We start from the raw sequence: 13,419 nt of genomic DNA, 5'->3' as shown, positions 1-13,419 counted from the left end.
ATTTCGTTGACTCGTGACGGCGGAAAACAGGCGGCGCGCGTCGATCTTGCCTGAACGCGCGCGCCGCGTCGAATGGGTGGCTGGCGCAGGCCGCCGCGCCAGGGGCGGCGGCGGCGGGTGCGATGCGGACCGAGCCGGGCGGTCAGGCGCCCTGAGTCGGGTTGGCCGGGCGGGCGACGTAGCCCGCGTAGCCGGCATCGGTTTTCGGTGCGGTGTCGGGGGCGACGTTGCGTTCGATCCACGGCGCGATTTCCATGTCTTCGTAGCGCACCAGGCGGCATTTGCGCACGAGCGCGTAGCCGAGCCAGATCGCGACGAAGAACGGCAGGCCGATGTAGGTCGCGGCGACGGCGGCCCAGTCGACCTTGTCGGAGAGGAACGCCTGGTAATCCTGGCCGAGCGCGACGACCGCGCACAGCGCGAACGCGAACAGCGGGCCGAACGGGAACCACTTCGACCGGTACGGCAACTGGTCGAGCGAGTAGCCTTGCTTCAGGAACCCCTTGCGGAACCGGTAGTGGCTCACCGCGATGCCGAGCCAGGTGATGAAGCCGGCCATGCCCGACGTGTTCAGCAGCCACAGGTAAACCGTCTTGTCGCCGTACAGCGACGTGAGGAAGCACAACGCGCCGACGGCCGTCGTCGCATACAGCGCGTTGCGCGGCACGCCGCCGCGCGACAGCTTCGCGAAGATCCTCGGCGCGCGGCCTTCGACCGCGAGGTTGTAGAGCATCCGCGTGGACGCATACATGCCCGAGTTGCCGGCCGACAGCACGGCCGTCAGGATCACCGCGTTCATCACGCCGGCCGCGAATGCCAGACCCGCGTGGCGGAACACGAGCGTAAACGGACTCACGCCGATGTCGGTCACGTCGCTCTTCAGCAGGCTCGGGTCGGTATAGGGAATCAGCACGCCGATCACGAAGATCGCCAGCACGTAGAACAGCAGGATGCGCCAGAAGATCTGGCTCACCGCGCGCGGAATCGTCGTGCGCGGGTTTTCCGATTCGCCGGCCGCGACGCCGATCATTTCGGTGCCCTGGAACGAGAAGCCCGCGATCATCGCGACGCCGAGCATCGTTGCCCAGCCGCCCGCGAACGGCGCGTCGCCGATCGTGAAGTTGCTCCAGCCGGCGCTCGGGCCGCCCTGCATGATTCCGAAGATCATCAGCAGGCCCACGCCGACGAACGCGAGCACCGTCAGCACCTTGATCAGCGCGAACCAGTATTCGGCCTCGCCGAAGCCGCGCACCGACAGCGCGTTGAGCGCGAAGATCAACGTGAGGAACAGCGCGCTCCACCAGACCCCCGGCACGTGCGGGAACCAGTAGTGCATCACGAGCTGCGCGGCGACCAGTTCCACCGCGAGCGTGACGGCCCAGCTGTACCAGTAGTTCCAGCCGAGCGCGAAGCCGAAGCCTTCGTCGACGAACTTCGCGCCGTAGGTCGCGAACGAGCCCGACACCGGCATGAACGCGGCCATTTCGCCGAGGCTCGTCATCAGGAAATAGACCATCAGGCCGATCACCATGTACGCGAGCATCGCGCCGCCGGGGCCGGCCTGCGAGATCGACGCGCCGGACGCGACGAACAGGCCCGTGCCGATCGAGCCGCCGATCGCGATCATCCGCAGATGGCGCGCCTGCAGCGCGCGGTGAAGGGACGGCTTCGCGGGCGGCGAGCCGGACGGACGGGGTGAATCGGGGCGGGCATCTGAATGCATGGCGGGCGCTGGGCGCTGTCTCCGGGATTGTTTTTCGGTGACGACGCGCGACGCGTTGCCGGCCGCCGGCCGGGCAGCGGTGATGCGATGCCGGAACGGGCCGGATGAACCGGGCCGCGATGCGTGTCGCGTTCGTCTGTCGTCGGGCTGCCGTCATGGCGGCCGGCGGCGCGCCGGGTGCGCGGCACCTCGACGTCGCCCCGATTGTGGGTGCCGGATACACCGGCCAGCAAACGATATTTCCGCACAGGGTGATGCCACTTTGTCATCAACTTGCGTCGCGTCGCGACGCGTCCGATGGCCCGTCCGTGGGCTTGGGAGAGGTCCGATATCGACGCGGAACCCGGTCGGTCCGATCTGCGGAGTTGTTGCGTTTTCGGAATGAAGTGGTGAGTTAATATCAATAGCGGCCCGACTTGTGGCCACCGACAATGTGTTTCATGGATCGTGCCTTGCGAGGCGGGAGCGCGCCGTGCGGCCGGGCCTGCCGCGCGGTGCATCCGCTTGCACAGGGCGCGCGAACGCGCTCCAATCGAATCACGCGGGCGGCGTTGCCGCCGCACCGATCAATCTGTCCCTGAAGAGGAAGTGATGCAATTCAACGACATTCTTGCCGCGCTCGATATCGATCTCGCCCAGTGGAAAGGCAATGCGCTGACCGCGCGTTCGCCGCTCGACGGCGCGACGCTCGCGACGCTGGCCGTCGACACGCCCGCCGACGCCGAGCGCAAGATCGACGCCGCGCACGACGCATTCCTCAAGTGGCGCACGGTGCCGGCGCCGGTGCGCGGCGAGTTCGTGCGCGTGTTCGGTAACGTGCTGCGCGAGCACAAGGCCGAACTGGGCCGCCTCGTCACGCTCGAAGCCGGCAAGATCACGTCGGAAGGGCTCGGCGAAGTGCAGGAAATGATCGACATCTGCGATTTCGCGGTCGGTCTGTCGCGTCAGCTCTACGGCCTGACGATCGCGTCCGAGCGCCCGGGCCACCGGATGATGGAAACGTGGCACCCGATCGGCGTGTGCGGCGTGATTTCGGCGTTCAACTTCCCGGTCGCCGTGTGGGCGTGGAACGCGGCGCTCGCATTCGTGTGCGGCGATTCGGTCGTGTGGAAGCCGTCGGAGAAGACGCCGCTCACCGCGATCGCGTGCCACGTGCTGCTCGGGAAGGCGCTGCGCGAGTTCGAGAAGACGCATCCGGGCGTCGCGCCGGAAGGGCTGAGCCAGTTGGTGCTCGGCATGCGCGATGTCGGCGAGGTGCTGACCGCATCGAAGAAGGTGCCGGTCGTCAGCGCGACGGGCAGCGTGCGGATGGGCCAGGAAGTCGCGAAGGTGCTGAGCCAGCGTCTTGCGCGCGGCATCCTCGAACTCGGCGGCAACAACGGGATGATCGTCGCGCCGAGCGCGGATCTGGATCTCGTCGTGCGCGCGGTCACGTTCGCGGCGGTCGGCACGGCCGGCCAGCGCTGCACGACGCTGCGCCGCCTGATCGTGCATCGCAGCCTGGTCGAACAGCTGCTGCCGCGCATCGAGAAGGCCTATGCGTCGGTGAAGGTCGGTAATCCGCTGGAAGAAGGCACGCTGGTCGGCCCGCTGGTCGATCGCGCGTCGTTCGACGCGATGCAGAAGGCACTGGCCGATGCACGCGAGCAGGGCGGCGACGTGAAGGGCGGTGAGCGCGTCGACGTCGGTCATGCGGATGCGTACTACGTGCGTCCGGCGATCGTGCGGATGCCGAAGCAATCGGCGGTGGTCGAGCGCGAGACGTTCGCACCGATCCTGTACGTGATGGTCTACGACAACTTCGACGATGCGATCGAACTGCACAACGCGGTGCCGCAAGGGCTGTCGTCGGCGATCTTCACGAACGACATGCGCGAGGCCGAGCAGTTCATGTCGGCGGCCGGCAGCGATTGCGGGATCGTCAACGTGAACATCGGCACGAGCGGGGCGGAAATCGGCGGCGCGTTCGGCGGCGAGAAGGAAACGGGCGGCGGCCGCGAGTCGGGTTCGGATGCGTGGAAGGCGTATATGCGTCGCGCGACGAATACGATCAACTACAGCCGGCAACTGCCGCTGGCGCAGGGGGTGAAGTTCGATGTTTGATGCGGGGCGCCCGGACGGGCGCTGCGTATAGGCAGAAAGGGCCGGCTGCCGCGTTGCGGCGCCGGCCCTTCGTTCATCCGCGCGACGGCAAGCGCGCGAGCCGCGTCATGCGTCTCCCGCCGTCGGCATGTTCTGCACCACCAGCATCTGCGGGCTCGACAGCGTGATCTCCGCCGCGCGCAACTGCTTCAGGATCTCGAACAGCAGGTCGCTCTTCGTCGAACTCGCGATCCGCGGGCTCGATACGTAGCCCGTCACGCTGAGCGTGATGCCGTCCGGCGTGAGCTGGCTGAACGTCACCGACGGCGCCGGCTTCTCGAGAATCGCCGGGTGCTCGCGATACGCATCGAGCAGCAGGTCGCGCACCTGCTCGGGGTCGGTGTTCAGCGGAAACGTGAGCACCAGCGTCGCGACGCCTTGCGTGCTGTTGCCCATCGTCACGTTGCGCAGGTTCTGCGAGATCAGTTGCGAGTTCGGCACGATCACGGTCGAGCGGTCGCTGAGCTGGATTTCGGTCGCGCGCACGTTGATGCGGCGAATGTCGCCCTCGACGCCCGCGATGCTGATCATGTCGCCCACCTTCACCGGCCGCTCGGTCAGCAGGATCAGCCCCGACACGAAGTTCTTCACGATCTCCTGCAGGCCGAAGCCGATACCCACCGACAACGCACTGACGATCCACGCGAGGTTGTTCCACCGGACGCCGAGCAGCCCGAGCGTCATCAGCACGAGCAGCACGTAGCCGACGTTGGTGAACAGCGTGATCAGCGACACGCGCATGCCCGTATCCATGCCGAGCGCGGGCATGAACTCGCCGTCGAGCCAGCGGCGCAGCGAGCGCAGCAGGTAGAAGCCGATCGCGAACCCGATTCCCGCGTTCATGATCCGGTCGGGCATGATGTTCAGGCTCTGCAGTCGCTGGCTGCCGATCATCGCGATCGCGCTGTCGAGCAGGTCGCTCGGCGTCGTGCCGAAGCCGCCCGTCACCAGTGCGATGGCCGCGATCAGCATCAGCAGGCTCGTGCCGAAGCCGGACAGCACCGTGCGGGCCTGGTCGAGATGACGGTCTTCGAGCGCGAACAGGTGCTTGATCTGCTGGCCCGTCGACAGGCTCGGCGAGAACAGGCTTTCGCTCGCGTCGCGCGTCAACTGGATCAGGATGTAGGTGGCGCACAGCACGATCTCGAACCACACGAGCTCGTAGGTGATGAAGCGCGCGACCGTGATGTAGCCGATCACGAGTGCGATCAGCGACGCGACGATCGCCAGCGTGACGCCGGCATGGATCAGCCCGGCGAGCGTCGAACGCTGCTCGGGCGCCTCGCCGGCCGCCGCCAGCACGCTGCGCGCGCGGTTCGAGCGCAGCAGCGACGCGCCGACCGTCAGCGCGACGACGAGCGACACGATACCGCGGCCGAACAGCGTGACCGACAGGCTGGTGTCGACGATCCGGTTGATCGATTCGAGCGTGCCGGACATCATCAGCAGCGCGGCCAGGATGCTGGGGAACGGCTTCATCGCGCGCGCGACGGGATCGGCGATCGCGGGCAGGCGCCACGACGGATGCCGGGTGCAGAGCAGTGCGCGGCCGAGCCCGCCGATCAGTGCGCAGGTCGTCGCGAGCTTCGCGATCTGGTCCCACAGATCGCTCAGCGCCGGCGTGAGCTCGTAATGGCGCGCGACGGCGAGGTAAAAGATCTGGACGGCGAGGGCGGTTGCCAGCAATGTCGACAGCGCGGTCGACAGCGCCAGCGCGCTGCGGCGCAAGCGGGTGGCCGGCAGCCGGTTCATGCAGAACCACGCGAGCGCGTGCTCGATGGCCCGGCGGCCGCCGGTCCACGCCGCGAACGCGGCGATCAGCAGCAGCACGGTGATGGCTTTTTGTCCAGGCACCCACGACGAATGCAGCATGTCGAGCATTTCGTCGTCGAAGTCCCCGAGCCGCTGGGCGTCGTCTGGCGAAAGATGGAACAGCGGCAGCCAGAACTGTGCGCTGAAAATGCCGCCCGAACGGAACGCAAGCTGGTTCTTCAGCAGGCCGCGATGCAGCTTCGCGAACTGCTCGTTCAGATTCGTGAGGCTGGTCTTCTGGTCGGCGATCTGCTTCAGCGCCGCATCGATCTGTGTCTTGCGCGCGTTCAGCGTGGCCCGCTGCTTCGCGACGGCCGGCGCTTCCGGCGCGGCGCCATCGGCCGGGGCCGGGCCCAGCACGTCGAGTTGCCCCTGGATCTGCGCACGTTGCGGAACGAGTTCGCTCTGCAGCTTGTCGACGTCGGCGCTCAGCTCCTGCGTCGAGTCGCCGAGCGCGTCCAGCTCCTTGCTGTTGGACGCGGTCGAGGTCTGCTGCTTGATGCGGTCCAGTTCGGCCTGCATCTGCTTGAGCTGCGCGACGGCGTCGTTCAGCGAGATGGCCGGCACGGGCGCGCCGACACCGCTCGCGATCGGTGCCGAGGCGGCCGCCGGAAACGCCGACGCGGTCGCGATCGCCGCGAACTGCAGCAGCGCGACCAACGCGACCCGGCGGGCGTAAAAGGAGAGTCGTTGTATGGACATGGAATGCTTACGATTTGCCGACAGTCCCGGTCGCCGAAAGGCGCCCGGAAGCCGGTGGTTGGCCCGGTAGCATGTTACCGGGGCGCGGGGGACGTGGTTGTCCCGATTGCGTCCGCCGTTTGCGACGATTCCGGTGCGTTGCGGCCGCGCGAAATCGCGTGTCGCGCCCGGTCCGTCGGGGCGGCGGCACCGGCGCAACGGGGCGGACGGTGACGTATGGCCGTCATGATCCCCGTTCCCATGCCGACAGACGGTTACGCAAGTTACATATCGTCCGGTGCGAAAACGGGTGTTCGTCGTGTCGCGCGCCGGATATCGGGGTCGGCTCGCATCCGCGCAGGCCGGGCGGGCCGGTACAATGCAGCGATTCGCCCGACGGCGGCTCGACGGTCGCCGGACAACAACATACGACACGATCAGGAGACGCGCGCAAGATGGCCTCAACGGACAGCCTTCCACGGCAGGCACCTGCCTCATCCCCCTCCATCGACCCCGGCTCCATCTCGGCCCGCCTCGACCGCCTGCCGCCCACGCGCACCGTGTGGAAGCTCGTCGTCCTGCTGAGCCTCGGCTTCTTCTTCGAACTCTACGACCTGCTCTACAGCGGCTACGTCGCCCCCGGCCTCGTGAAAGGCGGGATCCTTTCCGCGACGACGCACGGCCTGTTCGGCACCACGGGCGTCGCGAGCTTCATCGCCGCGCTGTTCTCGGGGCTCTTCATCGGCACGATCGCATGCGGTTTCCTCGCCGACCGCTTCGGCCGCCGCGCGATCTTCACGTGGTCGCTGCTGTGGTACACGGCGGCCAACGTCGTGATGGCGTTCCAGGACACCGCCGCCGGTCTGAACTTCTGGCGCTTCGTCGTCGGTCTCGGCCTCGGCGTCGAGATGGTGACGATCGGCACGTACATCTCCGAACTCGTGCCGAAGCAGATTCGCGGCCGCGCATTCGCGTGCGAGCAGGCAGTCGGTTTCGTCGCGGTGCCGGTGGTCGCGTTCCTCGCGTACCTGCTGGTGCCGAACGCACCGTTCGGCCTCGACGGCTGGCGCTGGGTCGTGCTGATCGGTGCGCACGGCGCGCTGTTCGTGTGGTGGATTCGCCGCGAACTGCCGGAAAGCCCGCGCTGGCTCGCGCAGCAGGGGCGGGTGGACGAAGCCGACCGCATCATGCGCGCGCTCGAAGCGAAAGTCGAAGCCGAATACGGCCGGCCGCTGCCACCGCCCGCGCCCTCCGAGCCCGTGCCGCCGCGCGGCAGCTTCCGCGACATGTGGGTGCAGCCGTATCGCAACCGGACGATCATGATGACGATCTTCAACGTGTTCCAGACGGTCGGGTTCTACGGCTTCGCGAACTGGGTGCCGACGCTGCTGATCAAGCAGGGCATCACGATCACGTCGAGCCTGATGTATTCGAGCGTGATCGCGCTCGCCGCGCCGATCGGCCCGCTGATCGGCCTCGTGATCGCGGACCGCTTCGAGCGCAAGTCGGTGATCATCGCGATGGCGGCGGCGATCGTCGTCTGCGGCCTGCTGTTCAGCCAGACGACGGTCGGCGCATTCCTGATCGTGCTCGGCATCGGCCTCACGCTCGCGAGCAACATCATGTCGTACAGCTTCCACGCGTATCAGGCCGAGCTGTTCCCGACGTCGATCCGCGCACGGGCAGTCGGCTTCGTCTATTCGTGGAGCCGCTTCTCGGCGATCTTCTCGTCGTTCGTGATCGCGGCCGTGCTGAAGGGCTTCGGCACGCTGGGCGTGTTCGCGTTCATCGCGGGCGCGATGGTGATCGTGATGGCCGCGATTGGATTGATGGGGCCGCGCACGAAAGGCATCGCGCTCGAAACCATCTCGAAGTAAGCGGGGGTTGTGCACGCGTGGCGCACGGTTCGTGCGGCATGCGTGCGACGCGGTGGCGTTGTGAATCGCGGGCGTTGCGAGAGCGGTTTGCTTTAAATAATCCGGTATCCGAAGTTATTGGAAAAAGCCGTCTTTTGTCGGTCCGGAACGTCCAACGATCAAGCCTGCCACGTTCCGAAAACGCAGGAAGCAACGAGTTGAAACAAAGCGTGACGAAGCGCAATTCCGCCGCGAAACCGCGGTTTTGCCGCTGCGCAATCGTGCGACGGGGCGTAAAATGAAGGGCCTGACGACTCATTAGCCACCATCGGACCGTACGCGTTACAGCAGCGAACGGCTCCCCGCAAAGAGGCGTCGGCGCCGGGCGCACAGAGTGCGCCGGATGTGTCGATAGCTCGCGCGGAAGATGCGCCGCTCGCAACAGCAGCATGCGGCGGCCGGATCGGCCGATGGCTTCGAATTCATGATTCTTTTCAGCCTGACGCGGCCGTTTGCGAAGCCGCGCCGTCTTGCCCGCGCAGTTGCCGCGTCCGCGTGGCTCGCCGCCGCGCTGCCGATTTCCGTTCTTGCCGTGCAGCCGGCCTTTGCCGCGTCCGACGCTTCGCCGTCCATTGCTACGTCATCCTCATCAACTACGCCGCCCGCGTCGGCGGCTTCTCGTGCGCATTCGGCGTTGTCCGCACACGCATCGTCCGGTGCATCGGGTGCATCGGCCGCGCAGCCTGCACCTGCGTCGTCGCAAGCACATCGAGCCGAGCCTGCCAGCGCGGCATCGGGCGCATCGGCTGCATCCGGCACTTCCGGCGCATCCAGCGCATCCAGCGCATCAGGCGCATCAGGCGCATCAGGCGCATCAGGCGCATCAGGCGCATCAGGCGCATCCAGCGCCGCGCCCGCGTCGGCCGCATCCGCCACCGCCGCCAGCGAGGCCGAGCCTCCCGCACCCACCCCGCCGCGGCGCCATCCGCCGCTGTCGGCCGAAGAAGCGAAAAACGCGACCGCGCGCGCGATCGACATGCGCAAGCGTTTCTCGCAGGAAGTCACGCGGCGCCTGAACGTGCCGGTCGGCGACCAGCGCGCGTACGGCGAGCGGCTCCAGAAGGCGCTCGCCGCTGCGGATCTCGGCGACCTCGCCGGCGAATACGTCGCGATGGTCGACCGCGCGCCGAACGTGCAGGCGCTGTTCATCTACTTCCGCGCAACGCCGGCCAACGCGTGGATGATGATCGGCGCATCGCCGGTCGGCACCGGGCTGCCGGGACAGTACGACCATTTCCTGACGCCGCTCGGCGTGTTCCATCACTCGCCCGATAACATGGATTTCCGCGCGGAAGGCACGACGAACGAGAACGGCATCCGCGGCTACGGGCACCGCGACATGCGCATCTACGATTTCGGCTGGGTGGACGGCGAGCGCGGCTGGGGCAAGGGCGGCGTATCGCCAATGCGCTTCCAGATGCATGCGACCGACCCCGATCGACTCGAAGCGCTGCTCGGCATCCGGCACTCGAAAGGGTGCGTGCGGATTCCCGCATCGCTGAACATGTTCTTCGATCGGCACGGACTGCTCGACGACGACTATCAGGCGCGTGTCGAGGCCGGCAAGTCGCTGTGGGTGCTGCGCCGCGATCGCGACATCACGCCGATCGCGGGCCGCTACCTGGTCGTGGTCGACAGCGCGCGCAAGAGCCGCCCGGCGTGGTCGCCGTTGCCGGGGCGCAAGGCATGGTCGAAGCTGCCGAAGAGCGGCGACACGGCGGACTGACGGCCGGCCGGCGGCCGCGAGAGTGTGCGGAGTGCGCGGGTGAGGCGCGTGGGAGCGAGAGCGGGGGGAACGATACGGATGAGAATAAATCCGTTTTATTGAGACATAAGAAAAGCAAACTTTTATTTGCCGATCCGGGTTCGTATAGTCGAGGCCAGTTTCGCGGAACCCTGCCGCGCCTGGACCAACACCGCTCACACGACCCGAATGAAAACTCTCTACAAGCTCGCCCCGCTCGCGATGCTCGGCGCCTTCGCGACGCATGCCTGTGCGCAAAGCAGCATCACGCTGTACGGTCTCATCTCGGCCGGTGTCGGGTTCGCGACCAACCAGGGCGGCAAGAACGCCTGGCAGGCGCTGTCCGGCACGAACCAGAACCCGCGCTGGGGGCTGAAGGGCAAGGAGGATCTCGGGCAGGGGCTGTCCGCGGTCTTCCAGCTCGAGAACGGCTTCAACGTGATGACGGGCACGGCCGCGCAGAACGGCCGCGAATTCGGGCGGATGGCCTACGTGGGCCTGGCCGACCGCACCTACGGCTCGCTGACGTTCGGCCGCCAGTACGACGCGATCCACGACTACATCGGGCCCGTGATCATCGCGAGCAACGGCGTGAACATCGGCGACAACGACAACGGCTACAACGACATCCGCGTGCAGAACTCGGTGAAGTACGTGAGCCCCGTCTACCACGGCCTGAAGTTCACCGCGCTGTACGGCTTCAGCAACGCGACGGGCTTCGCGAACAACAGCGCCTACAGCTTCGGGCTCGGCTACGAACGAGGCCCGCTGCGCTGGAGCGCGGTCTACGCGCAATACAACCATCCGTACAGCGCGACGAACCAGGACGGCGCGATCGCGAACGACTATGCGTCGCCGCTGCTGATCTTCAGCAAGAGCGCGATGACGCCGGCGGCGTACGCGAGCCGGCAGCGGATCGCGGGCACGGGCGGCTTCTATACGATCGGCCGCGCGCAGTTCGCCGCGATGTTTACCGACGTGCGCTACGATTACCTCGACAATTCGCATCTGCACCTGCAGAACCTCGGTGTGAACGTGGTCTACACGATGACGCCGCAGCTCTTTCTCGGCGCCGCGTACGCGTTCACGAACGGCAAGTACGACGTGATCGACAATCGGCCGAAATGGCACCAGGTGAACCTGCAGGCCGATTACTTCCTGTCGAAACGCACCGACGTCGCGCTGACGGTGATCGCGCAGCAGGCGGCCGGCGACGCGGATCATGCGCAGATCTTCGCGTACGCACGCTCGACCGGCACGCGCCAGATGATGGCGACGCTCGGCGTCCGGCACGTTTTCTGAGCGACACGCCATGACCCATCCGATCGCATCCCGCCGCACGTTCCTGAAACTGTCCGCCGCGCTGGCCGGCACCGCGCTGCTGCCCGAAACGGGCGCGTTCGCGGCCGGCGGCGACGCCGCGCGCCGCACGGTGATCATCGACACCGACCCGGGGCAGGACGACGCCATCGCGATCCTGTTCGCGCTGGGCGCGCAGGACCGGCTCGACGTCCGCGCGCTGACGGCCGTTGCGGGCAACGTGCCGCTCGATCTCACCGAACGCAATGCGCGGATCATCCGCGACTGGGCCGGCCGCACGAAGTCGCTGCCGGTCTACGCGGGTTGCCCGCGGCCGCTCGTGCGCGACCTCGTGACAGCCGCGAACGTGCACGGCAAGACCGGGCTCGAAGGCGTCGAGCTGCATGCGCCGCTTGCCCCGCTCGCCGCCGGCCACGCGGTGTCGTATCTCGTCGATACGCTGAGCCGCGCGGCGCCGGGCAGCGTGACGCTGTGCGCGCTCGGCCCGCTGACGAACCTCGCGACCGCGCTGGTCGAAGCGCCGCAGATTCGCGCTGCGCTGCGCGACATCGTGCTGATGGGCGGCGCGTTCTTCGAGCGCGGCAACATCACGCCGGCCGCCGAGTTCAACATCTACGTCGATCCACAGGCGGCCGACGTCGTGTTCGGCAGCGGCGTGCCGATCGTCGTGCTGCCGCGCGACGTCGCGGTGAAGGCGCCGATCACGCCGGCGCGCGTCGCGCCGTTCCGCGCGCTCGGCAACCGTTGCGGCGCGATCGTCGCGGACATCATGGATGCCGAGCTGGCGTACAACAAGAAGCGGCGCGGTGTTGAAGACGCGCCGATGTACGACCCGACGGCGGTCGGCTATCTCGTCGATCCGACGTTGTTCGGCGGGCGCAAGGTCAACGTGATGGTCGAGACGACCGGGCAGTGGACGCTCGGCGAGACCGTCGTCGACTGGAACGGGCGCAGCGGCCGCGCGGCGAACGCGACGTGGATCAATGAGGTCGACGCGGACCGCTTCTATGCGACGCTCGCCGAACGCATCGCGAAGCTGCCCTGAGTGCGAGTCGTCAGCCTGCAGACGGCGAACGTCGTCAGATGTGCTTCGCAATCCACTCGCGGCACGCGCGCACGTGCGGGCCGCGATCGTCCGCGGCGAGCGAGATCAGCGAGATCGCGCGTGTGACGCGCGGTTTGTCGACGCGCAGCGCGACGAGTTCGGGATCGTGCAGATGCATCGTGTAGAGGCTCGGCAGCACGGCGGTCGCGAGGCCGTTGCGCGCGAGCGCGTAGAGCGGCTCCGTATATTCCATCCGGTACGTGACGTTCAGGCGCAGCTTCTCGGCGCCGCCGGTGCGATGCAGCGATTCGCTGACGCTGCCGCGCACGAACACCGCGAGTTCGCGATCGACGAGCTTCGACCACGTGACGCTCTTCGCGCGGGCGAGCGGATCGTCGCGCCGCACGACGATCACGATCTCGTCCTCGAACAGTTGCCGGTAGCGCAGCGTGCCGTCGTCGCTGTCGGGTTCGCGCACGCCGATGCCGAGATCCGCGACGCCGTCGCGCACGGCTTCGACGAGTGCGCTGTTCGGCAGGTCGGTGAGCGTGAAGCGCAGCGTCGGGTGCGCGTCGCGCAGTGCGTTGAGCGCGGGCAGCAGGCGGCCCGCAACCGACGGGATGAACGCGATGCGCACGGTCTGAATGCGTTCGCCGATGAGCCGCGTCATGTCGTCGAAGGTGCCGCGCGCGTGGTTGAGCAGGCGTTCGGCGAGCGGCAGGACGGCTTCGCCCGCGGTGGTGAGCGTGAGGCGATGGGCCGAGCGCGCGAACAGCCGGCCGCCGAGCAGGAATTCGATCTGGCGGATCGACGCGGTGAGCGCGGGCTGCGTGAGCGACAGCGCCTGCGCGGCCTGCGTGAAGCTGCGTGCGTGGGCGAGCACGACGAAGTGCTGGACCTGCCGCAGCGTGAGCGCGGGCAGCAGCGACGAACGGTCGGACGACATCGGGCAATAACGGTCGGGGATACGGTACGCGGCAGTATAAGACCGCGCTGCGTGAACCGGCACAGGACAATATTCGGAATCACAGGAGAA

8 protein-coding genes are annotated in these 13,419 nt (G+C 67.3%); 5 read left to right on the top strand and 3 right to left on the bottom strand.

Annotated features, from left to right (window positions below; translation table 11 throughout):
• Positions 1-142: 142 nt before the first annotated feature.
• On the bottom strand, positions 143-1,723 hold the full coding sequence (locus tag WJ16_RS30880; RefSeq protein ID WP_069260751.1) for an amino acid permease: 1,581 nt from the start codon (positions 1,721-1,723) through the stop codon (positions 143-145).
• 591 nt (positions 1,724-2,314) lie between these two features.
• On the opposite strand from WJ16_RS30880, the gene amaB reads away from it, so the two are divergent.
• On the top strand, positions 2,315-3,826 hold the full coding sequence (gene amaB / locus WJ16_RS30875) for an L-piperidine-6-carboxylate dehydrogenase (protein WP_069260750.1): 1,512 nt from the start codon (positions 2,315-2,317) through the stop codon (positions 3,824-3,826).
• A 105-nt stretch (positions 3,827-3,931) separates the two neighbouring features.
• Here amaB and WJ16_RS30870 read toward each other — a convergent pair whose 3' ends face one another.
• A complete protein-coding gene (locus WJ16_RS30870; protein ID WP_069260749.1) occupies positions 3,932-6,379 on the bottom strand; it encodes a DUF3772 domain-containing protein in 2,448 nt (815 codons plus the stop codon).
• Positions 6,380-6,813: 434 nt separating this feature from the next.
• Here WJ16_RS30870 and WJ16_RS30865 point away from each other — a divergent pair, with 434 nt between their 5' ends.
• The 4 genes from WJ16_RS30865 (at position 6,814) to WJ16_RS30850 (ending at position 12,383) form a co-directional block, all read left to right on the top strand.
• Positions 6,814-8,235 (top strand): MFS transporter, encoded by a 1,422-nt coding sequence (locus tag WJ16_RS30865; RefSeq protein ID WP_069260748.1) that lies wholly within the window; start codon positions 6,814-6,816, stop codon positions 8,233-8,235.
• A 406-nt stretch (positions 8,236-8,641) separates the two neighbouring features.
• Positions 8,642-10,000 (top strand): hypothetical protein, encoded by a 1,359-nt coding sequence (locus tag WJ16_RS30860; RefSeq protein ID WP_069260747.1) that lies wholly within the window; start codon positions 8,642-8,644, stop codon positions 9,998-10,000.
• A gap of 207 nt (positions 10,001-10,207) precedes the next feature.
• The gene (locus tag WJ16_RS30855; RefSeq protein WP_069260746.1) at positions 10,208-11,320 is read left to right on the top strand and encodes a porin; all 1,113 of its coding nucleotides are present in this window, start codon (positions 10,208-10,210) and stop codon (positions 11,318-11,320) included.
• A gap of 10 nt (positions 11,321-11,330) precedes the next feature.
• On the top strand, positions 11,331-12,383 hold the full coding sequence (locus WJ16_RS30850) for a nucleoside hydrolase (RefSeq protein ID WP_069260745.1): 1,053 nt from the start codon (positions 11,331-11,333) through the stop codon (positions 12,381-12,383).
• Positions 12,384-12,417: 34 nt separating this feature from the next.
• Here the strand turns inward: WJ16_RS30850 and WJ16_RS30845 are convergent, their stop codons facing one another.
• Positions 12,418-13,329 carry a LysR family transcriptional regulator gene (locus WJ16_RS30845; RefSeq protein ID WP_069260744.1) on the bottom strand — a complete coding sequence of 304 codons (912 nt, stop codon included), beginning with the start codon at positions 13,327-13,329 and terminating at the stop codon, positions 12,418-12,420.
• Positions 13,330-13,419 lie beyond the last annotated feature (90 nt).

This window comes from Burkholderia metallica, assembly GCF_001718555.1.
GTDB classification, from domain to species: Bacteria; Pseudomonadota; Gammaproteobacteria; order Burkholderiales; family Burkholderiaceae; genus Burkholderia; species Burkholderia metallica.
The sequence above is the reverse complement of the archived record's forward strand: the minus strand, read 5'-3'. Positions and strand labels throughout refer to the sequence as shown.